Source organism: Isoptericola sp. F-RaC21, assembly GCF_038593535.1.
Classification (GTDB): domain Bacteria; phylum Actinomycetota; class Actinomycetes; order Actinomycetales; family Cellulomonadaceae; genus Isoptericola.
In genome coordinates this window covers 334,920-353,781 of record NZ_JBCFYX010000005.1, presented here as the reverse complement: position 1 = coordinate 353,781, position 18,862 = coordinate 334,920, and the positions used below count along the sequence as shown (strand labels likewise).

The window sequence follows — 18,862 nt, the reverse complement described above, 5'->3', positions numbered from 1 at the left end:
AACTCGTCGGCCCGGCGGGTCCGGGAACCTGCGGCGGGTCGGCTCAGCGCGTGTGCGCCGACACGTCGCCCAGCGTCGTGGTGGCGCGGATCTGCACCGCCACGTCACCGCCGCTGTTGGCGATGGCGTTGCTGATGCGGCCGAGCGTCGTGCCGGAGTCGAGCGACGCCGAGACGCCCGAGGCGACGCCCACCGTGATGTCGCCGGCCTGGGTGCGCAGGTCGAGCGCGCCCTGCACGGCCTCCTCGACGCGGAGGTCGCCCTTCGCGGTGCTCAGCGTGCCAGGGCCGGTGAGGCGGCCCACCGTGATGTCGCCGGCCTGGGTGGCGAGGCGTGCGCTCGCGGCCTCGTCGATCTTGACGTCGCCGTGCGCGGTGTCCACGACGACGGCGCCGAGGCGGCCGACGCCGCGCAGCGGGGCGCTCGCGGCCTGGACCTCGACGGCGGACCCGGCGGGGAGCTGCACGGTGACCTCGACGTACCCGGAGGGGCCGAAGGCGCGACGGCCGTCGGGGGCCGTGACGCGCAGCACGCCGTCGGCGTACGCGACGGCGGTCTGCTCGGCGGCCTCGACGTCGCGGCGCTTCGAGGCGTCGGCGGGCCGCACCTCGACCGTGGTGTCGGACCGGTCGGCGGCGACGAAGGTGAGGCGCCCGGCCGGGACCTCGACGACGGCGGAGACGGGGGCGGGGGTGGCGAAGTTCTGCATCGTTCTCAGCTCCAGCGGTGGTCGGTGCGATGACTTTCTGACATGCGAAACGCTACGTTGCGTTCGCACGGTCGGCAAGAGCAATGTTGCATCTGAAACACGTCATCGCAGGTCATCGACCACATATCATTGCATCAAGCGTGAACATCAACGCAAGCTTCGGTCACCGCCTCGTTGCATCAGCCTGGCGGTGAACGTAACGTGGGCGCGGCCCCACCCCGGGCCCCGACCCCAGGAGGACGCCATGCCGGGAGGCCGGCTCACCGCCCAGGAGCGCCAGCAGATCGCGCTGGGCCTCGCGGACGACCTCGCGTACGCCGAGATCGCCCGCCGGCTCGACCGCCCGACGTCGACGATCACACGCGAGGTGATGCGCAACGGCGGCCCGGGCGGCTACCGCGCCGACCTCGCGCAGCGCGCCACCCAGCAGCGCGCGCACCGTCGTCGTCCCGCCACGCCGCGCACGTCCTCCGCCACCGCGGCCGCAGCCGACGACGCGGCCCTGCGGGAGTACGAGGAGACCTTCACGACACTGCTCATGCAGTCGGGCCTCCCCCGCATGGCCGCGGCCGTGCTCACGCGGCTGTACGTGGCCGACTCGGGCAGCCTCACCGCGGCAGAGCTGGTCGAGCGGCTGCAGGTGAGCCCGGCGTCGGTGTCCAAGGCGGTCGCGCTCCTGGAGAACCTGGGGCTGGTGCGCCGCGAGCGCGGGGACGGCCGCCGCGAGCGCTACGCCGCCGACGGCGACGCCTGGTACCAGTCGATGATCGCGGCCGCGCGCTCCAACGCCGCCCTCGCCGCGACCGCCCGCCAGGGGGTCGACGTCCTGGGCCGTGACTCGGCCGCCGGCGCCCGCCTGGAGAACATGGCGCGCTTCATCGACTTCGTCGCCGACAGCATCACCCGCGCCGCCGAGCAGGCGCGCGACCTGCTCCACACGAGCCCCCCGCGCGACGCCGAGGGGTCGACGTCGCGCTGACCGGACTCACGCGAGAGCCGCGAGCCGGTCCCAGGCCCGGTGCAGCCCGAGCGCCTCGCGCAGCGTCGGCGCCACCTCCGCCCCGGCGTCGGAGAGCGTGACCCCTGGCGCACCCTCCGGCATCCCCGCGGCCACCAGCACCTCGCGTCCGGTCCCGAGCGCCGCGATCGCCTTGCCGTGGCGGAACGCCTCCTGCAGCAGGACGACGGTCCGCGGGTCGGTCCCGGCGGGCGTACCCGCCGTCCCGTCGGCCACCACCACCGCGTCGTACTCGATCGACCGGGTCGTCAGCAGGGTCCGCTCCACGGTCTCCCGCTCCGCCCCCGAGACCACCTCGCCGCCGTGCGCGGCGACCACCCGGACGACGACACCCTCCGCACCGAGAGCCGACCGCAGTGCGCCGACCACCCCGAGGTCGCCGCCGTCGGCCACGACCACGCCGACCACCCTGCCGTCGACGCGGCCGGGCTCGCTCGGCACCTGCGAGAGGGCGGGTGACGGCTCGACACCCTCGGGCGGCTCGGCCGCCGGCGCCTCGAGCCCGAGGCCCGCCGCCACGCGGGAGGCCAGGTCGCCGTCGACCCGGGCGAGGCTGCCCAGCATGCGCTCGCGGACCTCGTCGGAGGCGCACTTGCCGAGCTCGAACGTGTACGCCTCGACCTCGTGCGCCTGCTCGACGGGCGTGAGCGACAGCCAGAACAGGCGTGCCTGGGTGAAGTGGTCGGTGAACGACACCGGGTTCTCCCGGACCTTCACGCCCTCGACGGGCGTGGGGACGGTGACGAAGCCGTCCTCGGGCGACGCCACGGGCCGGTCGTCGTCGATCGCGTTCGGCTTGTAGGCGACGACGCCGGAGTGCACGGCCGTCTGGTGCATGCCGTCGCGGAGCATGTCGTTCACCGGGGCGTGCGGCCGGTTGATCGGCAGCTGCGCGAAGTTGGGCCCGCCGAGCCGGGTCAGCTGGGTGTCCAGGTAGGAGAAGAGACGCCCCTGCATCAGCGGGTCGTTGGTGACGTGGATGCCCGGCACCAGGTGGTCCACGTGGAACGCCACCTGCTCGGTCTCGGCGAAGTAGTTCGTGGGGTTGGCGTGCAGCGTCATGACGCCGACGCGCTGCACGGGGCACAGCTCCTCCGGAACGATCTTCGTGGGGTCCAAGAGGTCGATCCCCTCGAACGTCTCGTCGGGGGTGTCGGGCATGACCTGGAACCCCAGCTCCCACTGCGGGAACGCCCCGGCGTCGATCGCGTCCGCCAGGTCGCGGCGGTGGAAGTCCGGGTCGGCCCCCTGGGCGATCTGGGCCTCCTCCCACACCAGCGAGTGCACGCCCAGCAGGGGCTTCCAGTGGAACTTCACCAGCGACGTCGTGCCGTCGGCGGCCTGGAGGCGGAACGTGTGGACGCCGAAGCCCTCCATCGTGCGGTAGCTGCGCGGGATCGCCCGGTCGGACATCGCCCACATCGCCATGTGGGTCGACTCGGTGTGCGACGAGATGAAGTCCCAGAAGGTGTCGTGCGCACTCTGCGCCTGCGGGATCTCGCGGTCCGGGTGCGGCTTGCCGGCATGGATGATGTCGGGGAACTTCACGGCGTCCTGGATGAAGAAGACGGGGAAGTTGTTGCCCACCAGGTCGAAGACGCCCTCCGCGGTGTAGAACTTCGTCGCGAAGCCGCGCACGTCACGGACGGTGTCGGCCGACCCACGGGACCCGAGCACGGTCGAGAAGCGGACGAAGACGTCGGTCTCCCGGTCCGCCTCCGCGAGGAACGCCGCCCGGGTGATGCTCGCCGCGTTGCCGTAGGCGCGGAACGTCCCGTGCGCGCCGGCTCCCCGGGCGTGCACCACCCGCTCCGGGATCCGCTCGTGGTCGAAGTGCGTGATCTTCTCGCGGAAGTGATGGTCCTCCATCAGCAGCGGGCCCCGCGGGCCTGCCGTGAGCGAGTGGTCGGTGTCGTCGACGCGCAGGCCCTGCGCCGTCGTCAGCCGGTCCCCCGACTGCGCGCGAGGGTCGGGGCCGTCGTCGGGCTCGGCACCCGGGTGGAACGGGCAGCCGGTCGGTCCCCGCCGGGCGGGCCCGGCGGTACGGGGTGCAGGCGCACCCGGCACCACTCCGCCGGGGACGGGCTGGTCCGCATCGTTCGAGGGGCGGGTCGCGGTCATCGGGGGTCTCCTCCGCAGGTCGGAAGCACGGTCGCGCCCGTGACGGGCCGGCGCTCCCCACCCTCCGGCAGGCCTCCGTTGCTCGCAGCAGCGGTGCCGCCCCTACTTGATGGCGCCCATCGACAGGCCGCGCACGAGCTGCTTCTGCGCGATCCACCCGGCGAGGATCACCGGCAGCGACGCGAGCAGGGCCGCAGCGCACAGCCGGGCGAGGAACAGGCCCTCGCTCGTCATCGTCGAGACGATGAAGATCGGCACGGTGGCGGCGCGCGACGCCGTGAGGTTGAGCGCGAAGAAGAACTCGTTCCACGCGAAGATCACGCAGATCAGCGCCGTCGCCGCGATGCCCGGCGCCACCATGGGGATGAGGACGGAGCGCAGCGTCTTCATCAGCCCCGCGCCGTCGACGGCCGCGGCCTCGAGCACCTCGACCGGGATCTCCTGGAAGAACGACCGCATCATCCACACCGCGATCGGCAGGTTCATCGCCGTGTAGAGCACGACGAGCGTCCAGATGTTGTCGAGCACCTTGAGCTGACCGGCGATGACGTAGATCGGCACGATGACGGCCACGACCGGCAGCATCTTGGTGGAGATGAAGAAGAACAGCACGTCGCTGACCTTCTCCACCGGCCGGATCGACAGCGCGTACGCCGCGGGGATGCCGAGCAGCAGCACGAGGACGGTCGAGACGCCGGTGGCGATCGCCGAGTTCGCGACGTACGACCCGGACTCCCCGATCACGGCCCGGAACTGGTCGAGCGTCGGGCTGAAGAACCAGGTGGGCGGGTCGGACGACGCCTGGTTCTCCTGCTTGAAGGCCGTCATCGCCATCCACGCCACGGGGAAGAAGAACCCGAGCGCGAGGATCCAGGTCAGGGTGGTGAGCAGCCCCCCGCCGACGCCGCCGCGCCGCGCCCGGCGCGCGGGCGGGGGCGACGACGGCGCGGCGGGCGTGCGCGGGGCCGTGGTGGTGGCGGTCATGCTCACTCCTTGACGTCGAAGCTGCGGAAGATGAGCCGCAGCGCGGCGGAGGCGACGATGATCGTGGCGATGACGACGACGACGCCCATCGCGGCGGCCTGCCCGACGTCGAAGCCGAGGAAGGCGCGCTGGTAGATGTAGAACGGCAGGTTGGCGCTCGCCGTACCGGGGCCGCCGGCGGTCATGAGGTAGATCTGGTCGAACGTGTTGACCACGTAGATGATCCCGAGCAGCACGCCCAGCTCGATGTACCGGCGCAGCTGCGGCATCGTGATCGAGCCGAAGGTGCGCCACCAGCCGGCGCCGTCCATGGCGGCGGCCTCGAGCACGTCCTTCGGCTGGGCCTGCAGGCCGGCGAGCACCAGCAGCATCATGAACGGCGTCCACTGCCACACCAGGGCCATGAGGATCGCGACGATCGGGTACGTCGAGGTCCAGTCGACGGGGTCGATCCCCACCAGCCCGAGGGTCCAGTTGAACAGCCCGTAGGTGGGGTTGAGCATCGCCATCGACCACAGCACGGAGCTGGCCACCGGCATGATGAGGAACGGCGTGATGAGCAGCGTGCGGGCCACCCCCCGGCCGCGGAACGGCCGGTCGAGCAGGATGGCGAGCACGATGCCCAGCACCATCGCGACCAGCACGCACCCGAGCGTGATGATCACCGAGTTGAGCGCCGTCTGGCGGAACACCGAGTCGCGGGCGATGTCGCCGTAGTTGGCCAGCCCCACGAACAGGTCGGAGTCCGGGTTCAGCAGGTTCCGCGAGTGCAGCGAGTACCAGATCGTCACGAGGAACGGGATCTGCGTGACGACGATCGTGAAGATCAGCGCGGGCAGCAGCGGCCCGCGGCGGCGCCACCGCTCGGCCCGCGGGTACTGGTGCTTGTCCGCGCGTTCCGCGCGCTGGGCCTGGGCGCGCCGGAGGCTGCCGGCCTGCGCGGTGACGGTGGTCATGGCTTGCCTCCGGCGGTCGTGTCGGGTGCCGCGTCCTGCTCCTTGCGGTAGGTCTGGGCGACGGTGTCGGCGTACCGCTGCGACTGCTCGAGCGCGTCGTCCACGGACTTCTGGCCGGCGATCGCCGCGGACATCTGCTGCCCCACGCGGGTGCCCAGGTCCTGGAACTCCGGGATGCCCACGAACTGGATGCCGGGGTACGGCACGGGGGCCGTCATCGTCTCGTCCTGCGTCGCCTCGCCCATCGCCGTGAGGGTGGCGTCGGCGTACGCCTCGGAGACCTCCGCGTACTGCGGGATCTCGTAGGTGGAGAGCCGGCTCCCCGGCGGCACCCGCTCCCAGGACAGCTTCTCGCCGACCAGCTTGATGTAGTCCTTGTCCGTCATCCAGGAGACGAAGTCCCACGCGGCGTCCTTGTGCTCGCTGGTGGACGGGATCGCCAGCGACCAGGAGTAGAGCCACCCGGCCGCGTCGGTCTCGCTCACCGGCGCCGGCACGTAGCCGGTCTTGCCCGCGACGGTGGACGACGCCGGGTCCTCGATCGACGACACCATCGACGTCGCGTCGTACCACATGGCCGCCTGGCCCTGCGCGAACCGCGTGAGGCAGTCGCCGAAGCCGGACGTCGCGGCGCCGGGCTGGCCGTACTGCTGCACGGTGTCGACGTACGTCTCGACGGCCTCGCGCACCTCGGGCGAGTCGAGGCGGGCGTTCCAGTCCTCGTCGAACCACTGCCCGCCGAACGTGTTCATCACGGTGGTCATCGGGGCCATGACCTCGCCCCAGCCCGCCAGGCCGCGCAGGCAGATGCCCGCGAAGTCCTCGGCCGGGTCGTTGAGCTCCGCCGCCAGCTCCCGAACGTCGTCCCACGTGGGGCGGTCGGGCATCGTGAGGCCGGCCTGCTCGAAGAGGTCCTTGCGGTACGCGAGGAACGAGGACTCCCCGTAGAACGGCACCGAGTAGAGGTCGCCGTCCACCGACAGCGCCTCGCGCACGCTGGGCACGAAGTCGTCCGGGTCGTAGCCCTCGGTGGCGTCGGCGTAGGGCTGCAGGTCCTCGATCCAGCCGTTCTCGGCCCACATCGGCGTCTCGTAGTTGGAGATCATCACGACGTCGAACTCCCCGCCGCCCGTGGCGACGGACGCGGTGATCTTGGCGCGCGCCTCGTTCTCGGGCAGCGACACGAACCGCACGTCGATGCCGGGGTGCTCCTTGCGGAACTCGTCCTGCAGGGAGATCGCGTCCTGCATCTGCGGGTTGGAGACGATCGCGACGACGATCTGCTCGCCGTCTCCCCCGCCCACCGCGCCCGCCCCGGCGCAGGCGGCCAGGGAGAGGGCGAGGGCGGCGGCGCCGCCCGCGGCGGCGAGCCTCCGGGCTCGTGGTCGGAACATCGCTGTCCTCACGTCGCTGGTCGGTCGTGGTGCCTCGACGAGCGCCGGCCGCGCACAGATGAGATGCGGCGCTGCGCTCATCTGTCTGGACAGTAGTTGGTTATGCTCAGGTGAGCAAGACCCGGATGCTCACCCGATGGCCGCCGGACGGTTTCGACAGGCTCAACCAGCGATGGGGATGATTCCGTGACCGACGCCGATCACGCCCGGCTCCTCGTGGAGGTGAGCCGCGACTACTACCTCGACAACCGCTCGAAGGTGGACATCGCGCAGCACCGCGGCATCTCCAGATTCCAGGTGGCCCGGATGCTCGCCGAGGCGCGGGAGAGCGGCGTCGTGCGGATCGAGATCTCGCCACCCGCCCACCTCGACACCGACCGGGCCCAGCGCCTGGCCGACCGCCTCGGCGCGCGCGAGGTCGTGATCGCCGGCTCGGGGGGCTCGCCAGGCGCGACCCGCGAGTCGGTCGCGCGCGCCCTCGCCGGCGTCGTCGCCGGCCACGTGCGCGAGGGCACCACCCTGGGCGTCTCCTGGTCACGCACCATCGAGCTGGCCGTGCGGCACCTCGAGCCGCTGCCGGCGTGCGACGTCGTGCAGCTCGTCGGCGCGCTGCCCGTGGACGGCTCGGGCGACTCGCTCGACATGATCCAGGCGTTCCGTCGGATGCCCGGCGTGCACACGTGGCCGGTCTGGTCGCCGCTGCTCGTGGCCGACCCCGGCACCGCCGCGGGCATGCGCCGCCAGCCCGAGATCGCCGCCGCGCTCGACCGGGCCGACGGGCTCGACCTCGCCGTCGTCGCCGTCGGCGCCTGGACGCCCGCCGCGTCCACGGTGTTCCCCCAGGTCACCGGCGACGAACGGCGGGCGGCGTCCGCCGCCGGCACCGTGGCCGAGTGCTCCGGCCGCCTCTTCGACGCCGACGGCCGCCGCGTCGTCACGTCGCTCGACGCCCGGGTGGTCGGCGTGACCTTCGACCAGCTCGTGCGCACCCCCGAGGTCGTCACCGCCGGCTACGGCCGCGAGGCCGCCCCGGGCCTGCGCGCCGCCGTCGCGGGCGGCATCGCCACGACCGTCGTGTGCGACGACGACGCCGCGAGCGCCCTCGAGGACCTGCTGGGCGCCACCGCCGACGCCGACTGACGTCCGTTTGCGGGCATGACCTGCGGCGTCGAGCCTGGGGGTGACCGAGGAGGCCACCATGACCGAGACCGCTGTCCCCGAGACCCCACGCGCCCCGTCCGACGCACCGAAGCCGTCCTGGGGCCGTGCGCTCAAGGCCACGGTCCGCGAGTTCGGCGCCGACCAGTGCACCGACCTCGCCGCCGGGCTCACCTACTACGCCGTGCTGGCCTCCGCGCCCGCCCTGCTGGCACTGGTGTCGCTCCTCGGGTTCGTGGGCGACCCGAACAAGGCGCTCGACTCCGTGATGAACACGGTCTCGGAGTTCCTCCCGGAGGACATGATCAAGATCGTCGAGCCGCTCGTCGACAACGCCGTGCGCAACACCGGCGCGGGGATCGCCCTCGTCGTCGGGCTCGTGCTGGCGCTCTGGTCGGCGTCCGGCTACGTGGGGGCGTTCGGCCGCGCGATGAACCGGATCTACGACGTCGAGGAGGGGCGCCCGGTCTGGAAGCTGCGCCCCGCGATGTTCGCGGTGACGCTGGTCGTGCTGATCATCGCGGCCGTCGTCGTCGCGAGCCTGGTGCTCTCCGGCCCGATCGCCAGGTCCGTGGGCGAGGCGATCGGCCTGGGCGACGTCGCGCTCACCGTGTGGGGCATCGCGAAGTGGCCGGTCGCGCTGCTGCTCGTGATCGTGGCCGTGGCGATGCTGTACCACTTCACGCCCAACGTGAAGCGGCCGCGCTTCCGCTGGCTGAGCGTCGGCGCCGTGGTCGCCATCGTGGTGACCGCCGTCGCCTCCGCCGCCTTCGGCTGGTACGTCGGCAGCAGCTTCTCCAACTACGGCTCGTACGGCATCCTCGCCACGTTCATCGTGCTGCTCCTGTGGCTGTGGATCGTCAACCTCGTGCTCCTGTTCGGGGCGGAGCTCGACGCCGAGGTGGAGCGCAGCCGCGAGCTCAACGACGGCCTGCCCGCCGAGGAGCGGATCCAGCTGCCGCCGCGGGACACCAAGGCCAGCGACAAGAAGGCCGGCAAGCGGCGCGACGCCGTCGCCGACGCGCGCGCCGTCCGCGCGGCCGCGGCCCGCGACGCCACCACCTCGGACGGTTGAGCCTGTCGGGTTTCGACAGGCTCAACCACCGGACCGGGTGCCGACAGGCTCAGCCGGCGACGAGGTGCTCCACCGTCGCCCGCGCGCCGAGCGTGTGCAGCGAGTCCAGCGCGGCGGTGTACGCCTCCACGAACCGCGGCTCGGTGGCCAGGTCGCCGAAGAGCTCCTCGTCGCGCACGAAGACGAGCGCGTCCTCGCGGTTGCGGGCGGCGGCGGCCTTCAGCCGGTCGGCGAGGCGGTCGACGATCGCGATGGGCTCGCCCTGCTCGTCGACGGCCTCGTCGTACCGCGCCCACGCGGCGACGACGGCGGCCGAGCGGTGCACCTCCCCGCCCGACGCGAGGTTCGCGCGGATCACCGGCACGAGCCACTTCGGGATGCGGTCGGAGGACTCGGCGCACAGCCGGGCGAGGGTGTCGCGCACGTGCGGGTTCGCGAACCGCTCGATCAGCGTGGCCTGGTACTCCTCGAGGTCCACGCCCGGCACCGGCAGCAGCGTCGGGGCGCCTTCGCGCGCCATGTAGTCGCGCAGGAACCGCACGAACGTCTCGTCCGCGCAGACCTCGTGCGCGTACCGGTACCCCGCGAGGTAGCCGAGGTAGCACAGCGCCTGGTGGCTGGCGTTGAGCAGCCGCAGCTTCATGAGCTCGTACGGCTCGACGTCGTCCACCAGCTGTGCGCCGACCTTCTCGTACGGCGGCCGGCCGTCCGCGAAGCGGTCCTCCACCACCCACTGCGTGAACGGCTCCGCCACGACCGGCCACGCGTCGTCGACCCCGAACCGCTCGGCCACCATGGCGCGGTCATCGTCCGTGGTGACCGGCGTGATGCGGTCCACCATCGAGTTGGGGAACGGCACGTGCTCCTCGATCCACGCCGCGAGCTCCGGGTCCTTGAGCCGGGCGAAGGCGGTGAACATCCGGTGCGCGACGTCGCCGTTGCCCTGGATGTTGTCGCAGCTCTGCACGGTGAACGGCGGCACGCCCCGGTCCCGACGGCGGCGCAGCGCCTCGGTGACCAGGCCGAACGTGGTGGCGGGCACGGCACCGGGCTCGAGGTCGGCGCGCACGGCCGGGTCGTCGGCGTCGAACTCCCCCGTGACCGGGTTGACGTTGTAGCCGCCCTCCGTGACGGTCAGCGACACGATGCGGATCTCGGGCGAGGCCATCCTCTCGAGCACGGCCTCGGGGTCGTCCGGGGCCAGCAGGAACTCCAGGATCGAGCCGATCACGCGGCCCTCGAGCGTGCCGTCCGGGTGCTTGAGCACCAGGGTGTACAGGCCGTCCTGCGACGTGAGCGCGTCGCGCATCCGGGCGTCGTGGGGCAGCACGCCGACGCCGCAGATCGCCCAGTCGAGCGCCTCGCCGGCGTTCATCAGCCGGTCCAGGTACATCGCCTGGTGCGCGCGGTGGAAGCCGCCCACGCCCAGGTGCACGATGCCGGCGCGCAGCCGGCTGCGGTCGTACTGCGGGACGGCGAGCGGCAGGTCGCCACCGGTCAGGGATGCCACGGTCTCGGCGGTGAGTGCGGTCATGGTGCGTCCTTGCTCGGTCGGGTGCGGGAACCACCAACGTAGCAAACGAGCACCGTGACCGTCACAGATGAGCGGGACGCCGAGCGCTCAGCGTCGGGTCAGCCGGAACACCGGGATGACGCGCGACGCCTTGCGCTCGTACTCGGCGAACCCGGCGGACATCGCCTTGAACCGGTCCCACACCTCGTCGCGGTCGTCATCCAGCAGCTCCTCCGCCCGGACGTCGACGGTGCCGTCGTCGGGCGTCTCGATGCTGACGTCCGGGTGCGCCAGGAGGTTGTGGTACCACGCCGGGTGCGCCGGGCTCCCGCCCGCGGACGCTGCGATCAGCCACGACTTCTCGTCGTCCCGGATCGCGCCGAGCGGGGTCACCCGTTCCGCGCCCGTCCGCGCGCCCCGGTGGTGCAGGAGCACCAGCCCCCGCCCGAACCCCATGGTGGTGACGGTCCCGTCGTTCGCGCGGAACTCGTCGATGATCTGCTGGTTCCAGTCGGCCATGCGGGCAGTATGCCCCGGCGGTCAGCCCCGGCCGGAGGTCGCGCCGCCGGGGCGCTCCCGCGCGTCGACCATCCGCGCCCCGGTGAGCACGCACGCCAGGCCACGCCGGTCGCGGGTCGCGACGACGCCGACCAGCGCGGCGAGCGCGACCGTGTTCTGCAGCGTCCCGGCCCACGCGTTCGACGCGTCGCCGGGCGGCACCGCCTCGACGATCCCCAGCGCCCCGTACAGGCCGAGCAGCACGTACCCGCGGGCGAGGCGCCGGGCGAGCGACCCCCGCCGCAGCCCTCCGCCGCCGTCGGGCCAGCGCGGTTCCAGCCACACCGCGCGCTGCCCCAGCGACGCGCCCGACCCGAGCCACGGCGGCACCCCGAACACGAGGACGGCGGGCACCACGGTGCCGAGCAGCACGTCCGCCCAGGTCGTGGCCGCGGGGAGGTCCCGCCCGGTCGCCAGCATCGCCACCCGGTAGGCGAGCTGCAGCGCGCTGCCCAGCACGAACGCGGCGAGCAGGTCGGTGACCATGCCCAGGAACCGGCGCCAGAACGTCACCGGCCGCGGCTCCAGCCGGGCGGCCGCGAGCTCGCGCGACTGCGGCATCCAGCGCAGCACGACCGGCGCCACCAGCGCGCCGAGGAGGCCGCCGAGCGTGTTGGTGAGGACGTCGTCGACGTCGGCCACGCGGTAGGAGCACGGGATCAGGCCGAGGATGCCGGTGTACTGCACCGTCTCGACCGCCACCGACGCGACGAGCGCGCTCGCGGTGGACGCCAGGACGCCCCACCCGAGGTAGCGCCGGGCCAGCACGCCCCACGGCACGAAGAGCAGCACGTTGAACGCCACCTGCAGGACGGCGGCGCTGCGCAGCGTGGCGACGAGCCCGAGCCCGGCCGTGTCCCGGCGGATGTCGTCCAGCGAGTGCAGCGGCACCAGCTCCGCGCCCGCGACGCCGTGCGCGGCGCACCACTGCGTCAGCTCCCCCGACGGCAGCGGTAGCAGCGTGTACGCGAGCAGCGTCACGACGTACACCGCGAGCGCCGCCGCGCCGAGCACCCGCCGCGCGTCGAGCCGGCCGTACCGCCGCTGCTGCACCAGCAGCACGGGGATCAGCACCCCGAGGAAGACCAGCACCCCGAAGCCGACGCCGACCGCGGCCGGCCATGTCCATCGATCGATCACGCGGCCGACCGTAACGGCCTAGCGCTGGGTCAGCGCGCGCAGGTCCTCCGACGTGCCGTCGAACACGTTCATGTCGATGTGCTGCTCCTCGCCCTCGTAGCCGGGGAGGGTGTCGCGGTCGGAGTACTGCCAGAACTCCCAGTCCCGGCGGGGCAGGTCGGGGCGCGACGTGACGGACCGGATCCACAGGGGGTACCGGTCGTAGTCGTCGCCCAGGTAGTCGGCGCGGATCTGCTGCGTCGTGTAGAGGATGGGCGGCACGCCGTAGTGCTCCTCGAGCGCGTCGAGCATCGGGTCGAGGATCCCGCGCAGCTCGTCGACGCTCGGCGGGTCGGCGGCGAACTCGCCGTAGTACTCGACGTCGACGACGGGCGGCAGGGTGCCGGGCTCGGCCGGCACGACGTCGATCATGTGCGCCGCCTGGTCCGCGCCGGGGCTCTCGAAGCTGAGGAAGTGGTACGCCCCGACGACCAGGTCCGTGTCGCGGGCCGCCGCCCAGCTGGCCGCGAACCGCTCGTCCACGTGCTCGGACCCCTCGGTGGCCTTGACGAACGCGAAGTCCAGGTCCTGGTCGGCCAGCACGGGCCAGTCGATCTCGCCCTGGTAGGCGGAGACGTCGACGCCGCGCACCGCGTACCCGTCGGCGGCCAGGCGGTTGGGCCAGAGCACGCCGTTCCACACCAGCAGCGCCAGCACGCCGAGCAGCACCACGACGGCCCCGGCGACGATCCCGAGGACCCGCCAGGACCGACGGCGTCCCGGCCGGCTGTCGCTCACGCCCCGATCCTGCCCTACCGCCCTCGGCCGGGGCCAACCGCCGCGGGAAGGGGGCACCCGGCGGCGGTCGGCCCGGCGGTCACTTGATCCCGGTGGTGGCGATGCCGCGCACCAGGAAGCGCTGGCCGAAGAGGAAGACGAGGAACACGGGCAGCAGCGACACGATCGACATCGCGAACATGGAGCCCCAGTTGCTCTCGCCCTGCGAGTCGACGAACAGCCGCAGCGCCACCGGGACGGTCATCATGTCCGTGTCGGTGAGGTAGATGAGGGCGCTGAAGAACTGGTTCCAGGTGCCGATGAACGTGAAGATCGCCGTCGTCGCCAGGGCCGGCGTCATCAGCGGCAGGATGATCCGCAGGAAGATCCGGGCGTGGCCCGCGCCGTCGATCCGCGCCGCCTCGTCCAGCTCCTTCGGAAGCCCGCGGATGAACTGGACCATGAGGAAGATGAAGAAGGAGTCGGTCGCCAGCATGTTCGGGCCGACCAGCGGCCAGAACGTGTTGACCATGCCGAGCTGGGAGAACAGCACGTACTGCGGCACCAGCGTGACGTGCCCCGGCACCATGATCGTGATGAGCATGATCGCGAAGAGCAGCGTCTTGGCGCTGAACCGCATGCGCGCGAACGCGTACGCCGCCATCGAGCACGACACGAGCGTGCCGAGCACCGACCCGAGCACCACGACCGCCGAGTTGAGCAGGTAGCGGCCGAAGGGGTGGCTGAGGGCGTTCCAGCCGTCGGGGTAGTGCGACAGGTCGACGTCGCTGAGCCACAGGCCCGGCTGGCTGAAGATGAGGTCGTCCGGCCGCAGCGACGAGACGACCATCCACAGCAGCGGGTAGATCATCACGGCGCCCGTGACGATCAGCACGACGTGCTTGAGCAGGCTCTTCACGGGGTGGGACGGGCGCCGCCGTCGCGGGGCGGCCGGGGTGAGCTGCTGCGCGACCGGGGTCGCGTCGACGTCCCGCTGGATGGTGTCAGTCATCGTAGTAGACCCAATACTTCGAGGCGATGAAGTTGACGGCGGTGAGGGCGCCCACGATGACGACCAGCAGCCACGCCATCGCCGACGCGTAGCCCATCTCGAAGTCCTTGAACCCCGTGTTGTAGAGGTACATCGTGTAGAAGAGCGTCGAGTCCGACGGGCCGCCGATCCCGCCGGAGATGATGAACGCCTGGGTGAAGGACTGGAACGCGCCGATCGTCTGCAGCACGATGTTGAAGAAGATGATCGGCGTGAGCATCGGCATCGTGATGCGCCAGAACTGCTTGGCCTTGGTGGCCCCGTCGACGGCGGCCGCCTCGTAGTACATCGTCGGGATCTGGCGCAGCCCGGCGAGGAAGATGATCATCGGCGACCCGAACGTCCACACGTGCAGCAGGATGATCGTGCCGAGCGCCGTGTCGGGGCTGGAGATCCAGCCCATCCCCTCGATCCCGAAGAGCCCGAGCACCTGGTTGACCAGGCCCGTGGTCCCGAAGATCTGGCGCCACAGGATGGCGATCGCCACCGACCCGCCCAGCAGCGACGGCAGGTAGAAGACCGAGCGGTAGAACGACAGCCCGCGCATGCCCCGGTTGAGCGCCACCGCGATGAACAGCGCCACCGCGAGCTGGAGCGGCACGCCCACGACGACGTAGGTGAGGGTGACGCGCAGCGACTGGTGCAGGCGCTCGTCGGTGAGCATGTGGAGGTAGTTCTCGAGGCCCACCCAGTTCGGGTCCTCCAGCAGGTTGTAGTCCGTGAAGGACAGGTAGAACGACGCGACCATCGGGCCGGCGGTGATGATCACCAGGCCGAGGAGCCACGGCAGCAGGAAGACGAGCGCGGCCTTGTTGTCGCGGCGCGCGGCCTTCCGCTCCCGCGGGTCCTTGGGGCGCCGGCCCCTCTTCAGCGTCGACAGCTCGGCGATCGCACTCATCGGCGCGACACCCTCGCGGGGAGGACGAATGCCCAGGTCAGGGCTTTGGAACGATTCATCACGCGGGCCTCCTCGACCACGGACCCGTCACGCCACATCGCGCAACTTTTGGGGTAACCGTTGACCACAGTATCGAACTCTCCGTAGTCTGGGAAGCGCCTTCCCGCTCCCGACACCGACCGTCGCGAGCCTTCCAGGGGACGGGCTGCTCGTACAGGGAGGTACGACCCCATGCACAGACTCAACTCCAGGACGACCGCCGCGATCGCCTCGGCCGGCCTCGTGCTGACGGCCGCCGCAGGCTGCGCCGTCGACCAGCCGGGTACCGACGCCGCACCCTACGACCCCGACGAGAAGGTGACGATCACCTTCGCCTGGTGGGGCGGCGAAGAGCGCAACCAGATCACCAAGCAGGCGATCGAGGGCTTCGAGAAGGACCACCCGAACATCACCGTCGAGACGCAGAGCAGCGACTTCGGCAGCTACTGGGACATGCTCGCCACGCAGGTCGCCGGCGGCGACGCCCCCGACCTCATCACGATGGGCGGCTCCTACCCGAGCGAGTACGCCGGCCGCGGCGCGCTGCTCGACCTGGCCACCGTGTCCGACTACCTCGACACCTCCAAGGTGCCGGCGGACACGCTGAAGATCGGCCAGATCGAGGGCAAGCAGTACACGGTCCCGTCGGGCGTCAACGCGCTGGCGGCCTTCCTCAACCCGGCCGTCTTCGAGGCCGCGGGCGTCGAGCTCCCGGACACGTCGACGTGGACGTGGGACGACTTCGCGAAGGTCACGCAGCAGCTGTCCGACAAGAGCCCGAAGGGCACGTACGGCACGGTGCCGTTCGCCAACTCCTCGCTGCTGGACGCCTGGGCCCACCAGCACGGCGAGTCGATCTTCGCCGAGGACAGCACGGTGGGCGTGAGCCCCGAGACCGTCTCCGCCTGGTTCCAGCTCTGGCTGGACGCCCAGAAGGACGGCGCGACGCCGAAGGCCAGCATCTTCGTCGAGGACTCCACCGCCGTCCCCGAGCAGTCCCTGTTCGGCACCGGCAAGTCCGGGATCACCTTCGCCTGGAGCAACTTCAAGGCCGACGCGCTCGGCGACTCGGTCGTCGAGGCGAACCTCCCCGGCGAGGCCGAGGCCCGCGGCAACCGCGTCGGTTCCACGATGGAGTACGCCATCACCTCCAAGACGGCGCACCCCGAGGCCGCGGCGATGCTGCTCGACTACCTCATCAACGACCCGCGGGTGGTCGACGCGGTCGGCACGGACCGCGGGGTCCCCGCGAACGAGGAGGTGCGCGACCACCTGCGCGACAGCCTCACCACCGTGCAGCAGAAGGAGGTCGACCTCATCGACGAGATCACCGCGTCCGACGCCGGCGCCCGGCTGCCCGCCCCCGAGGGCGCCAGCAGCACCGGCGACATCTTCACGCGGCTGATGCAGGACGTGCTGTTCGAGCGGACCACCCCGGACGACGCCGCCGAGCAGTTCATCTCCGAGGTCGAAGGCTCGCTGAAGTGACCGCCCCCGGCGTCGCCCTCGTCGGCGGCCACGGCTTCGCCACCCGCCACCTGGAGCACCTGCGGGGCGCGGAGCGCTCGGGCCGTGCCCGGCTGCTGGGCGTCGCGGACCCGCGACCCCCGGAGGGCGACGCCGGCGGCGTCCCCTGGTTCGACTCGCTCGACGACCTGCTGGACGCCGGCGTCGAGCCCGACGTGGTGGTGATCTCGACGCCGCCGCACACCCACGCGCCCCTCGCGCTGCGGGCCATCGCGGCCGGGGCGGACGTCTACGTCGAGAAGCCGCCGGTCGCGTCCTGGGCTCAGTACGTCGAGCTCGAGCGGGCCGCGCGCGACGCCGGCCGGGTGGTGCAGGTCGGGTTCCAGAGCCTCGGCTCCGAGGCCCTCGACATCATCGACGACTGCCTCCGCGCCGGCGAGATCGGCGACGTGCTGGCCGTGGGCGCCGTCGGCACCTGGTCGCGCACCGTCGGCTACTTCTCCCGGTCCCCGTGGGCGGGCAAGCGGGTGCTCGACGGGGTCGACGTGGTGGACGGCGTGGCGACCAACCCGCTCGCGCACGCCGTCGTCACGGCGCTGCGCCTGGCCGGGGCACGCCGCGCCGAGGACGTGCTCGACGTCGACGCCGACCTCTACCACGCGCACGCGATCGACAGCGACGACACCTCCGTCGTCCGCGTCCGCACGACGAGCGGCGTCGCGGTGACCCTGGGCCTCACGCTGTGCGCGGCCGAGCAGACCGCGCCGGTGATCCGGGTGCGCGGCACGCGCGGCACGATCGAGCTGAGCTACACCACCGACGAGATCACGGTGGACGGCGTCGACGGGCGCCGGACCCGGACCGCGGGCCGCGCGCACCTGCTCGACGACCTCCTGGCCCACCGCGCCACCGGCGCGGAGCTGCTCAGCCCCCTGGCCGACTCCGGCGCGTTCATGCGCGTGCTCGAGGCCGTACGCGTGGCCGACCCGCCCCGGCAGATCCCGCCCGAGGCCGTGACCTGGACCGGCACGGGCCCCGACCGCCGACCCGTGGTGCACGACGTCGACGCGATCCTGGCGCGGGCGGTCACCGCGCAGGCGACGCTCGCCGAGCTGGGCGTGCCGTGGGCACGGCGGCATCCCGCGCTCGACGTGCTCGACGTCGGCGGAGTGCCCGTGGCCGAGCTGAGCGAGGGCTCCGACGTGGCGCCGACGCTGTCCCCGCGCCCCTACCTGCACCCGGTCTCCACCCTCGACGGCGTGATCGTGACCGACCACCTGCCCGCCGACCACGCCTGGCACCTCGGCGCCGGGATGGCGATCCAGGACGTGGACGGCACCAACCTCTGGGGCGGGCGCACCTTCACCGCAGCGGACGGCGAGTACGTCTGGCGGGACGACCACGGGCGCGTGCGGCTCGACCACCACGCGCGGGAGGCCGGCGTCGTCGAGCAGGCCCTCACCTGGTGCGACCCGGCGGGCGCCCCGCTCCTGGCGGAGCGGCGCCGCTGGGAGGCGGCGCCCGCGCCCGACGGCTGGTGGCTGGACCTGCGGACCGAGCTCCGGAGCGCCACCGGCTCCCCCGTCCTGCTGGGCGGCCCGGGCAGCAACGGGCGGCCCGGCGGCGGCTACGGCGGCTTCTTCTGGCGCATCGCCCCGTGCTCGGACGTCCACGTCCGGACGGCGGACGCCGACGGCGAGCAGGCCGTGCACGGCAGCACGTCCCCGTGGCTGGCCTGGACCGCCGAGTTCGCCGCGGGCCCCGCCACGCTCGTGTTCGTCGCCCCGCACGACGACGACGCGGACCCGTGGTTCGTCCGCGCCGCCGGGTATCCCGGCGTCGGGCTCGCGCTCGCCTGGGACCGCACCACCACCGCGCCCGTGGACGAGCCGCGACGACGCCGCGTCCGGGTGCTCGTCGCCGACGGCGTCCTCGACGACGCCCGCGTCGCGCGGCTCGCCGCCGACGCCCTGGCGCAGGACCTCGCGCCCGCACCGCTCGCCGCCCGACCCGCCTGAAGGGGCC

At 72.3% G+C, this 18,862-nt stretch carries 16 protein-coding genes; 5 read left to right on the top strand and 11 right to left on the bottom strand.

Translation table 11 applies throughout. From position 1 onward, the window contains the following. Positions 1–43: 43 nt before the first annotated feature. Positions 44–709, bottom strand: a complete 666-nt coding sequence (locus tag AAG589_RS19785) for a DUF4097 family beta strand repeat-containing protein (protein ID WP_430569006.1) — start codon at positions 707–709, stop codon at positions 44–46. A gap of 244 nt (positions 710–953) precedes the next feature. Here AAG589_RS19785 and AAG589_RS19780 point away from each other — a divergent pair, with 244 nt between their 5' ends. Further along, positions 954–1,688, top strand: coding sequence for a MarR family transcriptional regulator (locus AAG589_RS19780; protein WP_430569005.1), 735 nt, complete (start codon positions 954–956; stop codon positions 1,686–1,688). A gap of 6 nt (positions 1,689–1,694) precedes the next feature. On the opposite strand, the gene AAG589_RS19775 is transcribed toward AAG589_RS19780, so the two are convergent. From AAG589_RS19775 to AAG589_RS19760, 4 genes are all read right to left on the bottom strand, one after another. Continuing rightward, positions 1,695–3,848 (bottom strand): catalase, encoded by a 2,154-nt coding sequence (locus tag AAG589_RS19775; protein ID WP_430569004.1) that lies wholly within the window; start codon positions 3,846–3,848, stop codon positions 1,695–1,697. 102 nt (positions 3,849–3,950) lie between these two features. Continuing rightward, positions 3,951–4,832, bottom strand: a complete 882-nt coding sequence (locus tag AAG589_RS19770; protein WP_430569003.1) for a carbohydrate ABC transporter permease — start codon at positions 4,830–4,832, stop codon at positions 3,951–3,953. A 2-nt stretch (positions 4,833–4,834) separates the two neighbouring features. Then, entirely contained in the window at positions 4,835–5,788 is a 954-nt protein-coding gene (locus AAG589_RS19765; RefSeq protein ID WP_430569002.1) for a carbohydrate ABC transporter permease, read from the bottom strand. Continuing rightward, complete coding sequence (locus AAG589_RS19760) at positions 5,785–7,182, bottom strand: ABC transporter substrate-binding protein (protein WP_430569001.1); 1,398 nt, start codon at positions 7,180–7,182, stop codon at positions 5,785–5,787. The genes AAG589_RS19765 and AAG589_RS19760 overlap by 4 nt, the downstream gene beginning before the upstream one ends. A gap of 186 nt (positions 7,183–7,368) precedes the next feature. Between AAG589_RS19760 and AAG589_RS19755 the strand changes: the two genes are divergently transcribed. Both AAG589_RS19755 and AAG589_RS19750 read left to right on the top strand, forming a co-directional pair. Beyond that, on the top strand, positions 7,369–8,322 hold the full coding sequence (locus tag AAG589_RS19755; protein ID WP_430569000.1) for a sugar-binding transcriptional regulator: 954 nt from the start codon (positions 7,369–7,371) through the stop codon (positions 8,320–8,322). A 58-nt stretch (positions 8,323–8,380) separates the two neighbouring features. Beyond that, a complete protein-coding gene (locus AAG589_RS19750) occupies positions 8,381–9,415 on the top strand; it encodes a YihY/virulence factor BrkB family protein (protein ID WP_430568999.1) in 1,035 nt (344 codons plus the stop codon). A 49-nt stretch (positions 9,416–9,464) separates the two neighbouring features. On the opposite strand, the gene AAG589_RS19745 is transcribed toward AAG589_RS19750, so the two are convergent. From AAG589_RS19745 to AAG589_RS19720, 6 genes are all read right to left on the bottom strand, one after another. After that, positions 9,465–10,949 carry a mannitol dehydrogenase family protein gene (locus AAG589_RS19745; protein ID WP_430568998.1) on the bottom strand — a complete coding sequence of 495 codons (1,485 nt, stop codon included), beginning with the start codon at positions 10,947–10,949 and terminating at the stop codon, positions 9,465–9,467. 87 nt (positions 10,950–11,036) lie between these two features. Next, a complete protein-coding gene (locus AAG589_RS19740) occupies positions 11,037–11,447 on the bottom strand; it encodes a nitroreductase/quinone reductase family protein (protein ID WP_430568997.1) in 411 nt (136 codons plus the stop codon). A 21-nt stretch (positions 11,448–11,468) separates the two neighbouring features. Continuing rightward, positions 11,469–12,626: a VanZ family protein gene (locus tag AAG589_RS19735; protein WP_430568996.1), complete on the bottom strand. Its 1,158-nt coding sequence runs from the start codon at positions 12,624–12,626 to the stop codon at positions 11,469–11,471. An 18-nt stretch (positions 12,627–12,644) separates the two neighbouring features. Then, entirely contained in the window at positions 12,645–13,403 is a 759-nt protein-coding gene (locus AAG589_RS19730) for a GH25 family lysozyme (protein WP_430568995.1), read from the bottom strand. A gap of 79 nt (positions 13,404–13,482) precedes the next feature. Continuing rightward, positions 13,483–14,253, bottom strand: coding sequence for a carbohydrate ABC transporter permease (locus tag AAG589_RS19725; RefSeq protein ID WP_446719774.1), 771 nt, complete (start codon positions 14,251–14,253; stop codon positions 13,483–13,485). A 133-nt stretch (positions 14,254–14,386) separates the two neighbouring features. Beyond that, positions 14,387–15,331 carry a carbohydrate ABC transporter permease gene (locus AAG589_RS19720; protein WP_430568993.1) on the bottom strand — a complete coding sequence of 315 codons (945 nt, stop codon included), beginning with the start codon at positions 15,329–15,331 and terminating at the stop codon, positions 14,387–14,389. A 231-nt stretch (positions 15,332–15,562) separates the two neighbouring features. Here AAG589_RS19720 and AAG589_RS19715 point away from each other — a divergent pair, with 231 nt between their 5' ends. Together AAG589_RS19715 and AAG589_RS19710 are read left to right on the top strand one after the other, a co-directional pair. After that, positions 15,563–16,858 (top strand): ABC transporter substrate-binding protein, encoded by a 1,296-nt coding sequence (locus AAG589_RS19715; RefSeq protein WP_430568992.1) that lies wholly within the window; start codon positions 15,563–15,565, stop codon positions 16,856–16,858. Further along, positions 16,855–18,855, top strand: a complete 2,001-nt coding sequence (locus AAG589_RS19710; RefSeq protein WP_430568991.1) for a DUF6807 family protein — start codon at positions 16,855–16,857, stop codon at positions 18,853–18,855. The genes AAG589_RS19715 and AAG589_RS19710 overlap by 4 nt, the downstream gene beginning before the upstream one ends. Positions 18,856–18,862: the final 7 nt, after the last annotated feature.

Bases quoted from the DNA above. Each gene is read 5' to 3' on its own strand.
- AAG589_RS19780 (WP_430569005.1), top strand. From the start codon at position 954: ATGCCGGGAGGCCGGCTCACCGCCCAGGAGCGCCAGCAGATCGCGCTG.
- AAG589_RS19745 (WP_430568998.1), bottom strand. From the start codon at position 10,949: ATGACCGCACTCACCGCCGAGACCGTGGCATCCCTGACCGGTGGCGAC.
- AAG589_RS19740 (WP_430568997.1), bottom strand. From the start codon at position 11,447: ATGGCCGACTGGAACCAGCAGATCATCGACGAGTTCCGCGCGAACGAC.
- AAG589_RS19765 (WP_430569002.1), bottom strand. From the start codon at position 5,788: ATGACCACCGTCACCGCGCAGGCCGGCAGCCTCCGGCGCGCCCAGGCC.
- AAG589_RS19725 (WP_446719774.1), bottom strand. From the start codon at position 14,253: ATGATCTACCCGCTGCTGTGGATGGTCGTCTCGTCGCTGCGGCCGGAC.
- AAG589_RS19760 (WP_430569001.1), bottom strand. From the start codon at position 7,182: ATGTTCCGACCACGAGCCCGGAGGCTCGCCGCCGCGGGCGGCGCCGCC.
- AAG589_RS19720 (WP_430568993.1), bottom strand. From the start codon at position 15,331: ATGAGTGCGATCGCCGAGCTGTCGACGCTGAAGAGGGGCCGGCGCCCC.
- AAG589_RS19775 (WP_430569004.1), bottom strand. From the start codon at position 3,848: ATGACCGCGACCCGCCCCTCGAACGATGCGGACCAGCCCGTCCCCGGC.
- AAG589_RS19770 (WP_430569003.1), bottom strand. From the start codon at position 4,832: ATGACCGCCACCACCACGGCCCCGCGCACGCCCGCCGCGCCGTCGTCG.
- AAG589_RS19750 (WP_430568999.1), top strand. From the start codon at position 8,381: ATGACCGAGACCGCTGTCCCCGAGACCCCACGCGCCCCGTCCGACGCA.
- AAG589_RS19785 (WP_430569006.1), bottom strand. From the start codon at position 709: ATGCAGAACTTCGCCACCCCCGCCCCCGTCTCCGCCGTCGTCGAGGTC.
- AAG589_RS19715 (WP_430568992.1), top strand. From the start codon at position 15,563: ATGCACAGACTCAACTCCAGGACGACCGCCGCGATCGCCTCGGCCGGC.